Source organism: Aurantimonas marianensis (assembly GCF_024195285.1).
GTDB lineage: Bacteria > Pseudomonadota > Alphaproteobacteria > Rhizobiales > Rhizobiaceae > Aurantimonas > Aurantimonas marianensis.
Map to the genome: position 1 here is coordinate 1 of NZ_JALHBS010000077.1, position 17,557 is coordinate 17,557.

Genomic DNA, 17,557 nt, shown 5'->3' on the forward strand with positions numbered 1-17,557 from the left:
CCTCGTCGAGAAATCGGGAGAATTTTGCCTGTTCGACCTGCGGACCTTCGATAACAAGGAAGGCATTCGTGGCATGCAGCAGCGACAGATGCATCTGCAACCGGGCAGCAATCCGCGCCATCGCATCGTCCACGACGCTAGCAAAGCGCAGACGATCGGCGTCGTCACTGGCAACCCAGACGTGGCCAGCCAGCGCGAGACCCAGGGTCGTCACGATCGCAAACGCTACAACCGAAAGGATACGCTGCCTCAAGCAAAGCCGCCGTCTGATCGTTTCACGCTCCCGCTTCGGCCCATAGCAGCACGCTTGCCGATTGTCTTCCTTGCATCGTCGCGTTCTGAAACAATCATAGTTTGCCGTCCACATTTGGCGGTCACAGCGGTCGATATGGCAACACCGCCGTGGCCGAACCCGCCGACCGCAAGATCCCCGGCCAGAGTGGCCGCGGATCCGGTGTGCGTTGGCATCGGACGCGCCAAGGGCTATATTGACGGGATGGCGGCTTTTCGTCGAATCCTCGTCTTCGCACTTTTCCTTACCTTCGCGTTGGGAACGTCCGGCTATGGGATGCCAAGCGGCATGGCGGACAATGCCATGACGGCCGCGATGGACGGCACGATGCCGGACGCATGCGACGCCTGCGCGGATGACATGGCGAAATCGGCTTGCGCCTCCCCCTGCCTCGCCGCCGCGATCTTGCCTGACACCAGCGCTTCTCCGACCTTGGGCGCAGAAGGATCCCATGGTGGATCGCTCCATCAGGCGCCCGGCGGTGCCACCACCGCGCCAGATCCATTCCCCCCCAAATCCTTCGCTTGAGACCTAGCGGCAGCCGCCGCTGGTCGTGATGCTTTCGTTCTCCCCTTGCGAGTCGGGTTCGGCGACGTCCGTCGCCGGGGACTGGGCCGATCCGCGTGGTCAGGTCGAGCGGAAGCTGATCCACGCCGTCAAACCAATTTCATGACAGGACAATCGCAATGAGAATCCGCACCACATCCTTCGTCCCCATGGCCGCCATCGCTGCCCTGATCGTGACGGGCTCCGGCTGGTCGAGCAGCCATGCCCAGAGCATGGCGATCGCCGACGTTTCCCACATCCATGGCATCGCCGTGAATCTGTCCAACACCTCCCAGCTCTATCTCGCGACCCACGATGGCGTGTTCCTGACGTCACCGGACGGCACGGCCACACCGGTGTCGAGCAACAAGGACGACTATATGAGCTTCACGTCGCATCCCTCCGACGCGAGTACCTTCTTCGCCAGCGGTCATCCAAAGACCGGGGGCAATTCGGGCTTTCTGGTATCGCGTGACGCAGCGCGTTCCTGGGAACAGGTCTCCCCCGGCGTCAACGGACCCGTCGACTTCCATGCCATGACCGTCAGCGCCGCGGATCCGAACGTGCTCTACGGCCTTTACGGCGAAATCCAGACAAGCACGGACGGCGGCAAAACCTGGCAAGTGGTCGGCGCACCGCCCGCCGACATCTATGGTTTGGCGGCGTCGGTTACAGATCCGCAAACGATCTACGCCGCCACCGGCCAAGGCGTAATGGTCAGCCGCGATGGCGCCAAGACGTGGGAGCCGAGCGGTCCGGCCGGGCAGCCAGCGAGTTTCGTCAATGCCGCTCCCGACGGCGCGGTCTACGCCTTCGTGGTCGGCTCCGGTCTCGTCAAGCTGGCGAAATCCGCAGGCGAATGGGAGCCGATCACCGACCGTTTCGGTAACCGGGTCCTTATCCACTTCGCCGCCGATCCAAGCAATTCCGACAATCTGTTCGCCGTCACGCAGCACAGTGAAGTGATCGTCAGTGCCGACGGCGGCAAGAGTTGGAAGCCGCTCGGCTGAACCGGCCGGCCCGCCGCCGGACGGGTCACGGCGGGAAAGCCGTGTCCCCAGGGCCGCGCCGAGGACAGTGGCGGAGCGCCCACGGGTGCTCCGCCTCAGCCCATGAACTGACCGCCGTTCACCTCGATCACCTGGCCGGTGATGTAGCCCGACAGTTCCGGGCTGGCGAGGAACAGGTATGAGGGCGCGCAATCCTCGGCGGTGCCGAGGCGCCGCATCGGAATCGTCGCGGCTGTCGCGTCGAGTTTTTCCGGCGTCGAATAGCGGCGATGGAAGTCGGTCATGATCGTACCCGGCGAGACGACGTTGACGCGAATATTGTCCGGTGCGAGCTCTTTCGCGAGGGCTCGGCTCCAGGTGGAGATGAAGGCCTTCGAGGCCGAATAGAGCGACGAGCCCGGGCTGCCGCCGATCGTCGCCGAGATGGACGACGTGTTGACGATCGCTCCCTTGCCGGATGCCTTGAGAGCCGGCAACAGCTTGGTCGTCAGCGAGACGACAGCGCAGATGTTGAGATCGAGAACTCTCTCGTACTGCGCCCGATCGATATCGCCGGCCGCCACCCGGCCGCCCATCGTGCCGGCGTTATTGACAAGAATGTCGATCCGGCCATTGACTTCGGCGAGGACCGCTTCTGCCAGGCGCTCGCCACCGCCCGGGCCGGAGAGGTCCGCGGTCAGAACCGTCAGCCGGGCACGATCCTCGGCGGGCAAGCCGGCCAGCAAGTCCTTTTCCGCATGTTCGAGGCTGCGCCCGGCATGGGCGACGAACTCGCCTCCCGCTTCGAGAAACGCTCGCGCTGTGGCCGCGCCGATGCCGCGTCCCGCGCCGGTGACCACGATGATCTTTCCGGCGAAGAGCGTTCGATCAAACCCCCTCATGGCATGGCTCCCTTTGGCCGTCTCATCCCGCTGGTGGCGTCGACCGCCGCCCAGCGATCCCCAGGGCGATACCGGCGACTGCCGTCGCCAGCCACGCCCCGATCAGGATCATACCTCCGAGCGGCGCGGCGTTGGCGAACAAGCGCTCGCCCCACACCACCCGCGCCGCAAGGTCGCCGGAAAACAGCAGCGTTCCGGTAATGATCAGCGGGCCCGCGACGGCCGCCAGACGCGGCATGACCGGCCGCAACGCAGCCAGCGTAAGCAATGCCGGCGCGTGGACCAGCGCGATCGCCGCCGCGATGGCGACGAGCCGTGGGTCGCCGCCATGGGCCGCCATGGCCGCGCCGCCCACTCCGGCCGCGCCGAAGAGGCCCGAAAAGACGATCAGCAGCGCAGTCACGCGGCGGCGTCCGTGGAGCCACCTAGCGGCATCATCGGCTCTCGCCGACGCCGGTGATCGGCCCTTGCGGCGGCGGCGCTTTCGCGGTTCCCAAGGTCGGATCGACCGGAGGCATCTCGTCGAGGACAGAGCCCTCCCACATCCGATAGCCCACCGAATAGGAGGCCTTGGCCAGGAGATGTGCCGAGATCGGCGCGGTCAACAGGAAAAACGCGACAGCGGCGAGCGCCCTGAGCACAACCGGCGTCTCGTCCGCGGTGAGTGCGAGGGCGATCAGCAGCATGGCCGAGCCGACCGAACCCGCCTTCGAGGCGGCGTGCATCCGTGTGTAGAGATCGGGCAAACGCAGAATGCCGAGCGCGGCAACAGCAACGAAAGCCGAGCCGGCAAGGAGAAGGAGACTAGCGATGATGGTGGCGATGTCCCCGATCATAGCGGCTCGCCCCCGCTGGTCGCATTCGCGCCGGCCCGTAACTGCTCCATCCGTTCTTCCTCGGTCTTTCCGCGCGCCATGATGAATCGCGCGAAGGCGACGGTCGCGAGAAAGCCGACGAGCCCGAGCGCGATCGCGATATCGATATAGAGTGTGAAGCCTGTGTCGATGCCGATGACGGCGATGAAGCCGATCGCGACACTGGTCAGCATGTCGAGACCGAGCACCCGGTCGGGCAGCGTCGGCCCCATGACGATCCGGGTGACGGTGATCAGGAAGGCCAGACTCAGCACGACCAGTGAGACCGTCAGCGAAATCTCGAGAGACCACTGGGCGACGTCATGAAGGTTCATTGAAACGCCTCCATGATCTTGCGCTCGAAACCGCCGGCGATATCCGCCTTCGTAGCGTCGGGATCGGAGCAATCGATCGCGTGAACGTAGAGGGTGGAGCGATCCTCCGAGACGTCAACGGAGAGTGTGCCGGGCGTCAGAGTGATCATATTGGCGAGAACCGTGATCTGGAAATCCGTGTCGACCTTCAACGGATAGGCGAAGATGCCGGGCTTGAGATCGGGCTTTGGCGTCAGCACCAGCACGGCCACTCGCCAGGCGGATATCAGCAGCTCGTAAAGGAACAGCAGGAACAGCGTGAGGATGCGGCCGGCCCGCCCGACATAGCCGACCGTGCCGACCTGCTCGCGGATCAGATACAGCGCCGCCGCGCCCAATACGAAGCCGAAAACGAGATTGAGGAGGGTGAACGAGCCTGAGACGATTACCCAGATCAGCGCCAGGATAAGGTTGAAGAGCGAGAGCCTCACGATCCGCCTCCGAAGACAGAGGAAAGATAGGCCGCCGGATCGATGACGCCGGTCGCGGCGCTGTCGGTCAGCCGCGCCAGCCACTCCGGCCAGATGCCGGCCCCGATCACAAAGGTGATGAGCCCGAGCATCGGAACCAACGATAGCGCCCTGCCCGGCCCGGGCGCCCGAAACGTCTCGGCCTCGATGCGGGCGACCTCGCTTTCGCTGGCCACCCCGTGGATCGCCGGCAGCGGCCGCCAGAAGGCCAGCGCGAAGACACGCGCGCTGGCGATGGTCAGCAGGAAGCCGGACAGAAGGATGGTGGCGGCCAGCCAAGGCATGTCGGCGACGAGCGTCGCTCGCACGAGCGCAACCTTTGGCCAGAAGCCGGAAAACGGCGGCAGGCCGGATACCGCGAACAGCAGCACCAGGACCAATCCCGCGAAAAGCGGATGACGGCGCCACAGTCCGCCCATCTCCGCCAGCGAGGATGAACCCGACAGGAACGCTGCGGTTCCGGCCGCGAGATAGAGCCCGGTCATGACGACGATCGAGTGCAGGGCATAATAGATCGAGCCGGACAGCCCGGTCTGAAGCACCGCAGCCACCGGCGCCGCGACCGACTGCGCCGCCGTTACCGGATCGACCACCGAAAGTGCGCCGGAAACAGCGGTGACCGAGGGCACCGCCAGCCCCGCGAGAATCGTGCCGATGCCGGCGATGACGACGTAATTCAAAAGCCGCCGGAGATCGGTCTGCGCCAGCGCGCCGAGTGCCCCGACGAGCATGGTCAATCCCGCGATCCAGGCGATCACCGGTGCGAGGCCGGCCCGTTCCGGCGGAAACAGCATCAGCAGCACCCGGATCATCGCGTAGACGCCGACCTTGGTCAAAAGGCCGGCGAAAAGCGCCGACACCACGAAGCGCGGCGTGTGATAGGATGCGGGCAGCCAGGAGTTGAGCGGAAACGCCGCGGCCTTCAGCGAAAAAGCCACCAGATAGAGAACGGCGAGGGTATAGACCGCGCCATCATCCGGCATCTCCGCGGCCTTCGTGGCGATGTCGGCCATGTTGAGCGTGCCGAAGATGCCATAGAGATAGCCGGTGGCGATCAGGAACAGCGTCGTACCGACGAGATTGAGCATGCAGTATTTGGTCGCGCCGTCGAGCTGTTCGTGCTCGGAGCCGAGGATCAAAAGCCCGAACGAGCCGATCAGAAGCACCTCGAACCAGACATAGAGGTTGAAGATGTCGCCGGTCAGAAAGGCGCCCGAGACACCGCCCATCATCAGGAACAAGAATGGATAGAAGCCGTAGCGCCGTTCCGTCGCGCTGATCGAGGCCACCGCGTAGATCGCACAGGCGAGCGCCACGAAACCGGCCGCCGTGACGAACAGCGCCCCCATCAGATCGACCGTGAAGGCAATGCCGAAAGGCGGTTTCCAGCCGCCCATCATCATTGTCTGGGGCCCCTCCCCGGCGACCTTGACGAGAAGCGCGACGTCGATGCCGAAGAGAAGCGCAAAGCCGGGAATCGCCAGCCACGGATGCCAGCCGGTGCGTTTTCTCAGCATCAGCAGGCCGGCTCCGAAAATGAAGCAGGTGACGACGGGCAGCACGACGAGATAATCGGACGCCGCGACCGCGCCCTTCACCATGGCTTCGGCCTTGAGGACCTCGACGTTTCCGATAGCCATGGTCAGTAGCCGAGGGGCGGCAGCCCCTGGTCCTTGGGTTCGGCGAGGCGCATCTCGTCGGTGTTGTCTGTGTTGAGATCCTGATAGGCGCGATAGGCCAACACCAGCAGGAAGGCGAAGAAGGAGAAGGAGATCACGATGGCGGTCAGGATCAGCGCCTGCGGCAGTGGATTGGCGATCGCGCTTTCCGGTATCTGGAGATCGTCCGGAATGATCGGCGGTGCGATCGGTCCGATGCGCCCGGCGGTGAAGATCAACAGATTGACGCCGTTGCCGAGCAGGACGACACCGAGCAGCATGCGGATGATGTGCTTCGACAGGAGCAGGTAGAGCGCTGTGCCGAACAGGCAGGCGACGACGAAGCTGAGCGCGGTTTCCATCAGTCGCTCTCCCTCTCTTCGAGGGCCAGGGCGATGGAACTGATCGCCCCGACGACGACGAGATAGACGCCGATGTCGAAGAACAGCGGCGTCGACAAGGCGACATCGCCGCCGAGGATCGCCGGAAACGCCCATAGGCCGGTCAGGAACTTGGCGTCGACGAAGAGCGATGCCACGCCGGACAAGACCGCCATCATAAGGCCGCTGGCCGCGATCGCCATCGGGTGGAAATACAAAGCCCGGCGGACCGGCGCGACGCCGCAGGCGATGCCGTAGATGGCAAAGGCGGACGCGGCGATCAGGCCGCCGATGAAGCCGCCGCCGGGCTCGTTGTGCCCACGCAGCAGCACGAAGATCGAAAACAGCACCATCAGGGTCGTCAGATAGGGGATGGTGAAACGGAAGATGACCGTCCTCATGGCGTCTGCTCCGTCGGATCGGGGTAGCGCTCGCCCTTGCGCCCGACCCTGACGCGGATCAGCGCCAGAATGGCGAGGCCGGCCGTCATGACGACGGCGATCTCGCCCATCGTGTCGATGCCGCGGAAGTCGACGAGGATGACGTTCACGATATTGCGCCCGTGGGCGATGGTGTAGCTGTAGCTCTCGAAGAAATCCGACAGCGAGGCGTCGAAGGGGCGCTGGGTCACCGCCAGCAGGAACAGGCCGAAGCCGGCTCCGCCAGCGATAGCCAGCACAGCGTCCGGCAGGGACTCGCGCAGCGGCCGGTGATCCGCCGCAGACAGCCGCAGCCGGGTCATCACCAGGGCCAAGATGACCACCGATAGCGTTTCGACCATGAATTGCGTGAAGGACAGATCCGGCGCGCCGAGCAGCATGAAGATCAACGCCACCGCGAAACCCTGAATGCCCAGCGAGACGATGGCGGTCAGGCGGTTGTTGGCGATGACAACGGCGAAGATGCCGAGGACCACGAGCCCGAGAACGGTCCATTCGTAGAAGGCCAGGGAGGGAAATTCGGGCATGGCCGGAAAGGCGTCCATATAGGCCATCGGTCCGAACAGCGCCGCGATGATCAAAATGACCGTCACCGTCATGTAGATGTCGAGGCGGCCCGATTGCAGGAAATTGGTAATCGCGAACGCCCCACGCAAAAGCCCCCGCATCGCCTGGTCGAATCCCTGGTCAGGCCCCCAGCCGATCGCGGCGAGAAGATCGGCGAGGCCGGAGCGAAGACGCGCCGCGAAGACGTAGAGAATTATGCCGAACGCGATGGTCAGCAGCGACAGCATGAAGGCAAGGTTGAGATGCGGCACCCAGCCGATCTCGATCGCGACCGGCTCACCCATCGCGGCGGAGGCCATCGGGCCAGAGAAATAGGCGTGATAGGCACCATAGAACAATGCGCCGAGAAGGCCGAGCACACCGAGGGTCAAGGGGCCGAGCCAGATCGTCGGGGCCCCTTCGTGCGGATGATGGATCGTCTCGGGCATCCGCCCGACGAACGGCTTGAGCGCCACGACGAAAGCGGCCGCGAACATCAGCGCGTTGCCGGCGATCGCCGCGACCATCAACGCGATGTGATAGGCGTCGCCATGTTCGAGGGCATAGTAGATTTCCTCCTTGGCGAGGAAGCCGACGAAGGGCGTGATCCCGCCCATCGAGAGGGCGCAGAGCATCGCCGCGGTGAAGGTGATCGGCATCGCCCGGCCGAGCCCGCCGAGATGGTCGATCTGGCGCGTATGCGCACCGTGGTCGATCGATCCGGCGACCATGAACAGGCCGCCCTTGAACAGCGAATGGGCGATCAGATAGAGCACCGCGGCGGTGATCGCGGCCTCGGTGCCGACTCCGATCAGCATGACCAGAAGGCCGAGCGAGGCAACGGTCGTGTAGGCGAGCGTAATCTTGATGTCGCTGGCGCGGATCGCCAGCAGCGCCCCGACGACCAGCGTCACCGAGCCGAACAGCGGCAGGATCGTCGTCCATAGCGTGGTATCGCCCAAGGCCGGATGGAAGCGCAGCAGCAGATAGACGCCGGCCTTCACCATCGTGGCGGAATGCAGATAGGCCGAGACCGGCGTCGGCGCTTCCATGGCGTTGGGCAGCCAGACGTGGAACGGCATCTGCGCGGATTTGGTGAAGGCGCCGGCGAGCACGAGAAGCAGGATCGGTACGTAAAAAGCGCTGTCTCGAAGCGCGTCGCCGGCGGCCAGTACGTCACTCATCGAGGACAGGCCGAGCAACTCGCGAATCACGATCAGGCCGGCGAGCAGCGCCAGCCCGCCACCGCCGGTGATGACCAACGCCTGAATCGCGCCCCGTCGCGCCGCCTCGCGGTGGTGATCGAAGCCGATCAAAAGGAACGAGGTGATCGACGTCAGTTCCCAATAGACGAACAGGGTGATGAGATCGTCGGCGACGACCAGCCCCAGCATCGCCCCCATGAACATCAGAATGAACGAGAAGAAACGCCCCTGATCCTGGTGACCGGCCAGGTAGCCGCCGGAATAAAGGACGATCAGCGTGCCGATGCCGGTGATCAGAAGCGCGAAGGTCGAGGACAGGCCGTCGAGGCGGAACGAAAACCGCACGTCGAACGAAGGGATCCAGTCGAACCCGAACAGCAGCACGTTGCCCTCGGCGACAGCCGGCAGCGCCTGCAGGAAGAACAGGAAGGCCAACGCCGGAGCGAGCGCCAGAGGCCAGCAGGCATGCTGCTTGAGAAGACGGGTGAGCATCGGAGCCAAAGCCGCGGCGATGAACGGCAGGGCAAGCGCGAAAAGTCCTGTCGTTGCCTCGATACCCGTCATCGGCGGCGCGTACTCCATCCCTCGCTCGTCGCCACACCGCATCCGCGACGCGCCGTCCCGACTCCCTCATACGGAGAGCAGTCATTGTGGGCAAGACCGGTTCACCCGAAGCCTGACCCGCACCCCATTTCTAGTACAGTGGTATGCCATACGCCACCGAAAAACATCCTTGGCGCGGAGGAAAAATGAGACTTTACCGGGTTCCCATGAAATGACGGCGATTCGGGACGGCTCCTCCCGCGCTTGCGCAACCCGGTGGGTGGCCGGTCGACGCCGAAACGGGAATTTGGAGGATCGGGACTCCGGCGGCCGACGCCGCGGGCGGTTTGGCCTGTCCGTCATTCTTCGCTACTATTGCACGAGGTGCCATCCGCCGCATTCAACGGCGATTCTCCCAGCCCTTCCCGCAAGTCAGGCCTGATGACAAACTCTTCCACAGCCGAATTGAAGCCCACTCCCCCAATTGCCGAACGGCGTCCCCGGACCGACATCCGACATGGCCGCGAACGCTCGGACGATTACGCATGGCTGCGGGCCGACAATTGGCAGGAGGTGTTCAAGGACACCAGTGTCCTCGACAGCGAAATCCGCGATCATCTCATTGCCGAGAATGCCTATCAGCAGGAGGTGATGGCCGGCACCGAGGGGCTTCGCGAAGCTCTCGTCAAGGAGATGCGCGGGCGAATCAAGGAGGATGATTCGTCTGTGCCCCTACCTGATGGAGAGTGGGCCTATGGGGTTTCCTTCGAGGTCGGAGCGGAGTATCCGCGCTTCATCCGGCGTCCCCGCTTCGGCGATGGGCCGCAGGAGACAGTCCTTCTCGACGGGCAGGCGGAGGCCGCCGACCGCGCTTATTTCTCGCTCGGCGGCGTCAGCCACTCGACCAACCATCGCTGGCTCGCCTGGACTCATGACGACAAGGGCTCGGAGTTCTACACCGTCTCGATCCGCGACATGGAGACCGGCGAGGATCTGCCGCTGCGCATCGAGGACACCAGCGGTGGGACGGTCTGGTCGGCCCGCTCGAAGGGCATCTTCTACACGCGGCTGGACTCCAACCATCGCCCGAGCCGGGTTTATTTTCATCGCCTTGGCACCGACCCGCTCGACGATACGCTGATCTACGAGGAAACCGACACCGGCTTCTTCATGGGGGTCGACAAGACCCAGTCGGGCGAATTCGTGGTCATCGACATCCATGACCACGAAACCTCCGAGTGCTGGCTGATTCCCGCCAACAACGCAGCGGCCGAACCCCGCCTGCTGGCGCCGCGCGAAACCGGCGTCGAATACAGCGTGGACGAGGGCAACGGCACCCTCTACATCCTGACCAATTGCGACGGCGCCCGGGATTTCAAGATCGTGACGGCGCCGACCGACGCATCGCGGCGCTCGGACTGGACCGATTTCGTCGCGCATGAGGATGGACGTCTCATCCTCAGCCACATGGTGTTGAAACGTCACCTGATCTGGCTCGAACGACGTGACGGCCTGCCGCGGATCGTCGTCAAGCGGCTGGCGGATGGCGAGGAACATGCGATCGCCTTCGAAGAGGAAGCCTATTCGCTCGGGCTGGCCGGCACTTACGAATTCGACACCCACACCATCCGCTTCACCTATTCATCACTGACCACGCCGACCCAGACCTTCGACTACGATGTGGAGACGCGCGAACGCACCTTGTTGAAGACGCAGGAGATTCCCTCCGGCCACGACCCGGCAGCTTACGTGACCCGGCGCATCTTCGCGCCCGCCAAGGACGGCGAAACGGTGCCGATCTCGTTACTCTACCACAAGGACACGCCGCTCGACGGCACCGCGCCCTGCCTTCTCTATGGCTATGGCTCCTATGGCATCGCCATCCCCGCCAGCTTCAGCACCAACGCCCTGTCGCTGGTCGATCGCGGTTTCGTCTACGCCATCGCCCATATCCGCGGTGGCAAGGACAAGGGTTTTGCCTGGTACGACGCCGGGCGGCGGCGCAACAAGGCGAACACCTTCACCGACTTCATCGCCTGCGCCGACCACCTCGTCGCCGAAAATTACACCCGACACGAGCGGATCGTCGCCAATGGCGGCTCGGCCGGCGGCATGCTGATGGGCGCGGTCGCCAACATGGCGCCGGACAAATTCGGCGGCATCATCGCCGTGGTACCCTTCGTCGACGTTCTCAACACCATGCTCGATGACACGCTACCGCTGACGCCGCCGGAATGGCCCGAATGGGGCAATCCGATCCTGTCGGGCGGGGATTACGAGGTCATCGCGTCCTACAGCCCCTACGACAACGTCAAGCGGCAGGCCTATCCGCCGATCTTGGTGCTGGCTGGGCTCACCGATCCGCGCGTGACTTATTGGGAGCCGGCCAAGTGGGTGGCCCGACTGCGCGAGGTCAAGACCGACGACAATCCGGTGATCCTGCGCACCAACATGGATTCGGGCCATGGCGGCGCCTCCGGCCGCTTCTCCAAGCTGGAAGAAGTCGCCTATATCTACGCCTTCGCGCTCAAACTGATGGGTCGGGGCGGTTAGCCCGACGGCTGCCCCACGATCAGGCGCGCGCCGGAACTGTCCGGGCTATTTGCCGGCGCTCTCTCCCGCCGGCAATGCCTTGAGATAGGCTGCGATCGCCTCGCGATCCGTCGCGGGCAAGCGGGCGATATTCTCCTGCACTGCCACCATCGCGCCGCCGACGGAATCGAAATCCGGCGTGAAGCCGCTTTCCAGATAATAGACGATGTCGGAGGCCGACCAGGCACCGATGCCGTCCTTCGACGAGGGTATATCGGGAACACGTCCCTCGCCCTCCGGGTTCGGCGCGCCGGCGAGCCACGCATCCGTTTCCAGTCCGCCGGCGCCGCCAAAGGTGCGCGGTGTATGGCACTGGCCGCAATGGCCGGGGCCCTCCACCAGATACTGCCCGGCGCGGGCCGCGTCCGAGGCACTCTCGCCAAGGTCGACGATCGGCGTCGCATCATCGAGGAAGAAGAGCTTCCACAGGCCTACCCCGCGGCGGATGTTGAACGGAAAGGCGAGTTCGCTCGGCGGCGCCTGTCCCGCGACCGGCGGCAGCGTCTTCAGGAAGGCCCAAAGGTCGGCGACGTCGCCGGGCTTCATCTTCACGTAGGAGGAATAGGGAAAGGCCGGGTAGAGATGTTCGCCTTCCGGATCGACGCCGCGCTGCATGGCATTTGCAAAGTCGGCGAAGCTCCAGGAACCGATCCCGTCGGTCGGATCCGGCGAAATGTTGGGAGCGCGAAAACTGCCGAAATCCGTCTTCAGCGGATCGCCGCCGCCGAGCCTCAGCTTCGCGGTCCCTTCCGCCTTCGAGGGCGCATGGCAGGCAGCGCAGCCACCGGCCCAGAACATCCGCTCGCCCCGCGCCGTGTCGCCAGACTGCTCGTCGGGCAACGTTGCCGCATCGAGCGAATCCGGCATCGTTAGCAGATAGAAGCCGCCGGCGCCGAGGACGACGCAGAAAAAGACGGTGGTGAGGATGCGGTTGAGCATGTCGCCGATGTCCGTCCTGCGTCGCGGCCCCTGCGGCTAGGCGCTATCAATTTTCCTTCTTGATACGGAAGTCCTCGTGGCATCCCTTGCAGTTCTCGGCCACCATGGCGAAGTTCTGCTTGAAGGCGTCGATATCCTGCGGGTTGGCGGCGATGGCGGTCGCCGCATCCTTTTCGAACTTCGCGACAGCAGCCTGGAATTCCTCGGGCTTTTCCCAGATCGCCGGCGCCGCCTCGGTCTCCTCACCGGTCTTGCTGTCCTCGGGGAAAAGCGAGCCGAACTTTTCCGCAGTCTGATGAAAGGTCTGGAAGGCCTCCGCCGCCTTGGCGGGATCGAATTCCGCCTCGCCCTTGATCATCTGCCCGGACAGCTTGGCGGCCTTGCCATTGCCTTCCATCAGTTCCTGCCGCTGCTTGATCGGCTCGACGTTCTGGGCATAAGCCGGCAGCGCGAGAGCAGCGGTCGCGGTCGCTACCACGATGGCTAGAATTTTGATCTGTTGCATTGAAGGCGTCTCCCGAAAGCGTCCGCCCCTGCGGACAAGCACCAAAATAATTGAGAGGAATTCGCGGTCTGGCGCAATCGGGCTTAGGTCCGACCCATCTCACGAAAACGTCAACACGACCAAGTTTCGAATGCGCCCCGCAAGCCTCGCCTGCGGAGCCCCAATATATTTCGCGAACGCGGTTGCGAGCCGAAAGGGAAAATCCCCTCGGCTTATCCGGCAACGGTTTCGAAACGCTCCAGGACGTAATCCCAGTTGATCAGATTATCGACGAACGCGCCGAGATATTTCGGTCGGGCGTTGCGGTAGTCGATATAATAGGAGTGCTCCCAGACATCGACGCCGAGGATCGGTTCGGCGCCATGCACCAGGGGGTTCTCGCCGTTCGGGGTCTTCATGATCTCGAGCTTGCCGTTCTTGACGGCGACCCAGGCCCAGCCCGAACCGAACTGGCCGGCGCCAGCGGCCTCGAAATCGGCCTTGAACTTGTCATAGCCGCCGAGATCGGAATCGAATGCGATCTGAAGCTTGCCGGGCAGGCTCTTGCCGCCGCCGCCCGGCTTCATCCACTTCCAGAAATGGATGTGGTTGTAGTGCTGGCCCGCATTGTTGAAGAGCGCCTGGTCGCTGCCGTGCGACTTCTTGACGATCTCCTCGAGCGACAGATCGGACATTCCAGCCTTTTCAGCCAGCTCGTTGCCCTTCGTCACATAGGCGTTGTGGTGCTTGTCGTGGTGATATTCGAGCGTTTCTTTCGACATGTACGGGCCAAGCGCGTCGTAGGCGTAGGGAAGCTCGGGAAGGGTGAATGCCATTTTGTGCGTCTCCTTCTGGTTGGTTAGGTCCTGAGCGCAACGGACAGACCCGGCGAGGGTTGCCCGAAACGTCAAAAATTGGCGAAGGGGGAAGTTAGGGCCGACGGTTGCGTTTGCCACCGGTCGGCTTTTCGGCGGCCTGTCAGCCCGCCGAGCGGGCGAAGGACAAATACAGCTCACGCGCCGCCTCGTAGACGGGACCGGGCTGGAGCTCGCGCCCCTCGATGCCGACCACCGGCACCACCTTGGAGTGGTTGCCTGTCGAGAAAATCTCGTCGGCGTCGAGGAATTGGGCGACCGTCAGCGATGCCTCGACCACTTCCTTGCCTTCCTCGCGCAACAGCCCGATGACGCGCTGGCGGGTGATTCCGTCGAGGAAACAGCCGTTGGGAACCGGCGTGTACACGGTGCCATCCTTCGCCATGAAAAGATTGGACGTTCCGGTCTCGGCGACATTGCCAAGCATGTCGAGCACCAGAGCATTGTCGAAGCCGCGCGATTTCGCCTCCATGATCGCCCGGCCGTTATTGGGATAAAGACATCCGGCCTTGGCCAGTGTCGGCATGGTTTCGGGCGTCGGCCGCCGAAACGGCGAAACCCCCAGAGAAAACCCCGAGGGTGCGATCATCGGCGCTTCATAGAGGCAAAGGCAGAATCGCGTCGTTTCCGGGTCGGCCGGGACGCCCATGTAGCCGCCATCCTCGGCCCAGTACATCGGACGAATATAGACGGCGGTCTTGCCATCGAACCCTTCGAGCCCTTCGCGTGTCAGGCGCACGATCTCCTGCGACGCCACGGTCGCCTTCAGCCCGAGCGCCCGGGCGGATCGGTTGACGCGCTCGCAATGCCGGTCGAGGTCGGGCGCCAGGCCGTCGAACCACCGCGCGCCGTCGAAGACGGAGCTGCCGAGCCACATCGCATGGCTACGCGGGCCGATCAGGCCGGGATTGCCGTCATGCCATTCGCCATCGAAGAAGCTGCGCGTGCGGGTCATTTTCTGCGACATGGAGAAGCTCCGGTTGGGTTTGGCCGCCGTGGCGCTCCGAGGTTATCGCCATCGTGGCACAGGAGCGGACGCACAGGGTAGTCGTTGCGCTAGCGATGGCCGGGCGCCGGAGTCAACCGTGGCGGGTGAAGCTTAAAAGATTCAGCAAGGCTGGTAAGGCAACGTCAAGGATTAACTCGTACCGTTACAGCGGAAATATGATCTCGTCTCGGTGCGCGGCGTTAATTGGATGCGCGACCATCACAGGCCCCGGTAATGCGGACAGAAATTCTTCATGATCCGACAAATAAACGCCGGTGGGACCGACGGCGCACACGCCTTCGCCCAGTCAAGCTGCTCGACGCCCATCGCCGCTTCCTGGAAGACGCGATGGCCGTCGACATCTGCGAGGGTGGATTGCGTGTCCGCCGCGAGGCGACCGCCCGCCTCCCTTTGCAGCTCTCGATCTACGACCAATCCGATCGTACGTTCCGCCCCGCCGCTGTGGCATGGGCTCATGGCGCCCTGGTGGGAATGCGTTTCATGGGACCTCCGGTCAAAGCCACTCCTCCCGAGATCGAGCAGCTTACCCGCCGGGCCGACACCAAGAGCATCTATCTTCACAAGTGAAACCTCAGACGGCACAGAACCGGCGAGCCTCGGCGTCTGGCTGGCGGCGTAAAAGGTCCCTTTGAAATCGACGTTCGGCTGGCGCGGCACGCGGATGTAAAACCTGGCCCTCCTTTGCAGGCCGAGGTCGCGTCCCGTGAAACGGCCAAGGTGGAACCGCCACCAGGAACCCGCCCGCCGAGCGGAAGACGCCGGCGCTTCCAATTGCCGCGGGGCGCCCATATTGACCCTGTAGGCTCAGAGCGCCGCCATACGATCAGGGAGAACCCATTTGCATTCGGTCTATGTCTTCGATGCCTACGGCACGCTGTTCGATACTGGCGCCGCCGTCGCCCGGCACGCTGGCGATCTCGGGGAATCGGGCCGGATTCTTTCCGAGATATGGCGCCGCAAGCAACTCGAATACTCCTGGGTTCGTGGCCTGATGGGACCTGCCGATCGGGATTTCTGGCAATTGACGGAGGACGCCCTCGACTACGCCTTCAAAAAGGTTCCGTCGGCGGACCCTGGGCTTCGCGAAAAACTGCTCGAGGCCTATCGCGACCTCGACGCGTTCGAGGAGGTGCCCGGGACGCTCAGAGCGCTCAAGGAGCGCGAGGCGCGCCTTGCGATCCTGTCCAATGGCTCGCGGGAGATGTTGAAGCGGGCGGTGCGCTCGGCGGGTATCGAGGATCTGTTCGACGCGGTCTTCTCGGCGGAAGACTGCGGAGCATACAAGACCGCGCCGGCCATGTACGAACTGGTGACGACACGCTTTCGGCTTTATCCGGACGCCGTATCGTTTCAGTCATCCAATCGCTGGGACATTGCGGGCGCCACGCAATTCGGTTTCAACACGGTCTGGATCAACCGTGGAGGCGAGCCGGACGAATACCTGGATCTTCCGCCGAATGCCGTCCTGGCGGACCTTCGCAGCCTGCCGAATCTGGTCTGACGACCATTTGCCGGACGAACCCAACACGGACGGCCGCGCATTTTCCACACGGCGTCGCCTGACGCGGAATGAGGGGAGCGGGAACCGGGCTTACCCGCGCGTTCCGCGCCCACTTCGCCAAATCGATCAAACGGATGTGATCGAAATGGAACCGAACAGCTTGGAAAGTGTTCGCTCGGTAACAACAATTTACGGTTCTCGCCCGTAGGGTGGCGGCCGACAAGAATAACAGGCTGGATAGATGACGAATAACGGCAATTCCCTTTTCACGCGTCGCAAACTGCTCCTCGGTTTCGGACTCGGTGCAACGGCGGTCGCGGCCGGCTGCACCACCGGGCCTCGCGCCAAGGTCGTGTCCGTGGCCCCCTATCCCGTGGAGCGCGGGATCGAACCCAAATATGTGTCGATGTACGGGCCGGTGGTCGATGGTGGATACCGGATTCCGGCCGTCGATCTGAAACGGGTCGATCCGAGGTTCTATCGTCAGGAGGTCGCTGATCCGACGGGCGAAGCGCCTGGGACTGTGGTCGTCGACACCGCGAATTACTACGCCTATGTGGTGATGCCCGGTGGCCGCGCGATGCGCTACGGCGTCGGCATCGGACGGGCGGGCTTTGCCTGGAGCGGCCGGGCCAAGGTCCAGTGGAAGAAGAAATGGCCGACCTGGACGCCGCCCAAGGAGATGATCAAACGCGAGCCGAGCCTGGCCAAATATGCGGACGGCATGGAGCCGGGTCTCGCCAATCCATTGGGCGCGCGCGCGCTCTACATCTTCCAGGGTGGCAAGGACACGCTCTACCGTCTGCACGGCACGCCGGAATACTGGACGATCGGGACGAACTCGTCCTCCGGCTGCATCCGCTTCATGAACCAGGACGCGATCGATCTGTATGACCGCGTCAAGTCCGGCTCGCCGCTAGTCGTGACCCAAAGCGGGATGGTCTGACCGGCTGCCCTG

Annotated in this window: 19 protein-coding genes; 6 read left to right on the forward strand and 13 right to left on the reverse strand. The window is 63.7% G+C overall.

What is annotated here, in order from left to right; genetic code table 11:
• A partial coding sequence (locus tag MJ956_RS12675) for a hypothetical protein (RefSeq protein ID WP_253964818.1) occupies window positions 1–820 on the forward strand: 820 nt, incomplete at its 5' end.
• 158 nt (window positions 821–978) lie between these two features.
• Window positions 979–1,848, forward strand: a complete 870-nt coding sequence (locus MJ956_RS12680; RefSeq protein WP_253964819.1) for a F510_1955 family glycosylhydrolase — start codon at window positions 979–981, stop codon at window positions 1,846–1,848.
• 95 nt (window positions 1,849–1,943) lie between these two features.
• Here the strand turns inward: MJ956_RS12680 and MJ956_RS12685 are convergent, their stop codons facing one another.
• From MJ956_RS12685 to MJ956_RS12725, 9 genes are read right to left on the reverse strand one after another with little or no spacing between them, the layout of a single operon-like run.
• A complete protein-coding gene (locus MJ956_RS12685) occupies window positions 1,944–2,729 on the reverse strand; it encodes an SDR family NAD(P)-dependent oxidoreductase (RefSeq protein WP_253964820.1) in 786 nt (261 codons plus the stop codon).
• A 22-nt stretch (window positions 2,730–2,751) separates the two neighbouring features.
• On the reverse strand, window positions 2,752–3,132 hold the full coding sequence (locus MJ956_RS12690; protein ID WP_253964821.1) for a DUF423 domain-containing protein: 381 nt from the start codon (window positions 3,130–3,132) through the stop codon (window positions 2,752–2,754).
• Window positions 3,133–3,163: 31 nt separating this feature from the next.
• Window positions 3,164–3,565, reverse strand: coding sequence for a monovalent cation/H(+) antiporter subunit G (gene mnhG / locus MJ956_RS12695; protein WP_253964822.1), 402 nt, complete (start codon window positions 3,563–3,565; stop codon window positions 3,164–3,166).
• Window positions 3,562–3,918: a cation:proton antiporter gene (locus tag MJ956_RS12700; protein ID WP_253964823.1), complete on the reverse strand. Its 357-nt coding sequence runs from the start codon at window positions 3,916–3,918 to the stop codon at window positions 3,562–3,564. The genes mnhG and MJ956_RS12700 overlap by 4 nt, the downstream gene beginning before the upstream one ends.
• Entirely contained in the window at window positions 3,915–4,388 is a 474-nt protein-coding gene (locus tag MJ956_RS12705; RefSeq protein ID WP_253964824.1) for a Na+/H+ antiporter subunit E, read from the reverse strand. Before MJ956_RS12705 ends, MJ956_RS12700 begins: the two co-directional genes overlap by 4 nt.
• Complete coding sequence (locus MJ956_RS12710; RefSeq protein WP_253964825.1) at window positions 4,385–6,067, reverse strand: monovalent cation/H+ antiporter subunit D; 1,683 nt, start codon at window positions 6,065–6,067, stop codon at window positions 4,385–4,387. The genes MJ956_RS12705 and MJ956_RS12710 overlap by 4 nt, the downstream gene beginning before the upstream one ends.
• Before the next feature lie 2 nt (window positions 6,068–6,069).
• On the reverse strand, window positions 6,070–6,447 hold the full coding sequence (locus MJ956_RS12715; RefSeq protein WP_253964826.1) for a Na+/H+ antiporter subunit C: 378 nt from the start codon (window positions 6,445–6,447) through the stop codon (window positions 6,070–6,072).
• Complete coding sequence (locus MJ956_RS12720) at window positions 6,447–6,866, reverse strand: Na+/H+ antiporter subunit B (protein WP_253964827.1); 420 nt, start codon at window positions 6,864–6,866, stop codon at window positions 6,447–6,449. Before MJ956_RS12720 ends, MJ956_RS12715 begins: the two co-directional genes overlap by 1 nt.
• Window positions 6,863–9,220 (reverse strand): putative monovalent cation/H+ antiporter subunit A, encoded by a 2,358-nt coding sequence (locus tag MJ956_RS12725; RefSeq protein ID WP_423724865.1) that lies wholly within the window; start codon window positions 9,218–9,220, stop codon window positions 6,863–6,865. The genes MJ956_RS12720 and MJ956_RS12725 overlap by 4 nt, the downstream gene beginning before the upstream one ends.
• Window positions 9,221–9,640: 420 nt before the next feature.
• Between MJ956_RS12725 and MJ956_RS12730 the strand changes: the two genes are divergently transcribed.
• A complete protein-coding gene (locus tag MJ956_RS12730; RefSeq protein WP_253964829.1) occupies window positions 9,641–11,752 on the forward strand; it encodes a S9 family peptidase in 2,112 nt (703 codons plus the stop codon).
• A 45-nt stretch (window positions 11,753–11,797) separates the two neighbouring features.
• Here the strand turns inward: MJ956_RS12730 and MJ956_RS12735 are convergent, their stop codons facing one another.
• The 4 genes from MJ956_RS12735 to MJ956_RS12750 form a co-directional block, all read right to left on the reverse strand.
• The gene (locus tag MJ956_RS12735) at window positions 11,798–12,730 is read right to left on the reverse strand and encodes a cytochrome c (protein ID WP_253964830.1); all 933 of its coding nucleotides are present in this window, start codon (window positions 12,728–12,730) and stop codon (window positions 11,798–11,800) included.
• Window positions 12,731–12,776: 46 nt separating this feature from the next.
• Window positions 12,777–13,235, reverse strand: a complete 459-nt coding sequence (locus MJ956_RS12740) for a c-type cytochrome (protein WP_253964831.1) — start codon at window positions 13,233–13,235, stop codon at window positions 12,777–12,779.
• Between the two features lie 212 nt (window positions 13,236–13,447).
• A complete protein-coding gene (locus tag MJ956_RS12745) occupies window positions 13,448–14,050 on the reverse strand; it encodes a superoxide dismutase (RefSeq protein WP_253964832.1) in 603 nt (200 codons plus the stop codon).
• 142 nt (window positions 14,051–14,192) lie between these two features.
• Window positions 14,193–15,056: a branched-chain amino acid aminotransferase gene (locus tag MJ956_RS12750; protein WP_253964833.1), complete on the reverse strand. Its 864-nt coding sequence runs from the start codon at window positions 15,054–15,056 to the stop codon at window positions 14,193–14,195.
• A gap of 369 nt (window positions 15,057–15,425) precedes the next feature.
• Between MJ956_RS12750 and MJ956_RS12755 the strand changes: the two genes are divergently transcribed.
• From MJ956_RS12755 to MJ956_RS12765, 3 genes are all read left to right on the forward strand, one after another.
• A complete protein-coding gene (locus MJ956_RS12755) occupies window positions 15,426–15,665 on the forward strand; it encodes a hypothetical protein (protein ID WP_253964834.1) in 240 nt (79 codons plus the stop codon).
• Between the two features lie 271 nt (window positions 15,666–15,936).
• Window positions 15,937–16,599, forward strand: coding sequence for a haloacid dehalogenase type II (locus MJ956_RS12760; protein WP_253964835.1), 663 nt, complete (start codon window positions 15,937–15,939; stop codon window positions 16,597–16,599).
• 241 nt (window positions 16,600–16,840) lie between these two features.
• Window positions 16,841–17,545 (forward strand): L,D-transpeptidase, encoded by a 705-nt coding sequence (locus MJ956_RS12765; protein ID WP_253964836.1) that lies wholly within the window; start codon window positions 16,841–16,843, stop codon window positions 17,543–17,545.
• Window positions 17,546–17,557: the final 12 nt, after the last annotated feature.

What these genes read in the sequence shown, in the direction of transcription:
- MJ956_RS12680 (WP_253964819.1), top strand. Translation starts at nt 979, where the DNA reads ATGAGAATCCGCACCACATCCTTCGTCCCCATGGCCGCCATCGCTGCC.
- MJ956_RS12685 (WP_253964820.1), bottom strand. Translation starts at nt 2,729, where the DNA reads ATGAGGGGGTTTGATCGAACGCTCTTCGCCGGAAAGATCATCGTGGTC.
- mnhG (WP_253964822.1), bottom strand. Translation starts at nt 3,565, where the DNA reads ATGATCGGGGACATCGCCACCATCATCGCTAGTCTCCTTCTCCTTGCC.
- MJ956_RS12700 (WP_253964823.1), bottom strand. Translation starts at nt 3,918, where the DNA reads ATGAACCTTCATGACGTCGCCCAGTGGTCTCTCGAGATTTCGCTGACG.
- MJ956_RS12710 (WP_253964825.1), bottom strand. Translation starts at nt 6,067, where the DNA reads ATGGCTATCGGAAACGTCGAGGTCCTCAAGGCCGAAGCCATGGTGAAG.
- MJ956_RS12715 (WP_253964826.1), bottom strand. Translation starts at nt 6,447, where the DNA reads ATGGAAACCGCGCTCAGCTTCGTCGTCGCCTGCCTGTTCGGCACAGCG.
- MJ956_RS12720 (WP_253964827.1), bottom strand. Translation starts at nt 6,866, where the DNA reads ATGAGGACGGTCATCTTCCGTTTCACCATCCCCTATCTGACGACCCTG.
- MJ956_RS12725 (WP_423724865.1), bottom strand. Translation starts at nt 9,220, where the DNA reads ATGACGGGTATCGAGGCAACGACAGGACTTTTCGCGCTTGCCCTGCCG.
- MJ956_RS12730 (WP_253964829.1), top strand. Translation starts at nt 9,641, where the DNA reads ATGACAAACTCTTCCACAGCCGAATTGAAGCCCACTCCCCCAATTGCC.
- MJ956_RS12735 (WP_253964830.1), bottom strand. Translation starts at nt 12,730, where the DNA reads ATGCTCAACCGCATCCTCACCACCGTCTTTTTCTGCGTCGTCCTCGGC.
- MJ956_RS12740 (WP_253964831.1), bottom strand. Translation starts at nt 13,235, where the DNA reads ATGCAACAGATCAAAATTCTAGCCATCGTGGTAGCGACCGCGACCGCT.
- MJ956_RS12745 (WP_253964832.1), bottom strand. Translation starts at nt 14,050, where the DNA reads ATGGCATTCACCCTTCCCGAGCTTCCCTACGCCTACGACGCGCTTGGC.
- MJ956_RS12750 (WP_253964833.1), bottom strand. Translation starts at nt 15,056, where the DNA reads ATGTCGCAGAAAATGACCCGCACGCGCAGCTTCTTCGATGGCGAATGG.
- MJ956_RS12755 (WP_253964834.1), top strand. Translation starts at nt 15,426, where the DNA reads ATGGCCGTCGACATCTGCGAGGGTGGATTGCGTGTCCGCCGCGAGGCG.
- MJ956_RS12765 (WP_253964836.1), top strand. Translation starts at nt 16,841, where the DNA reads ATGACGAATAACGGCAATTCCCTTTTCACGCGTCGCAAACTGCTCCTC.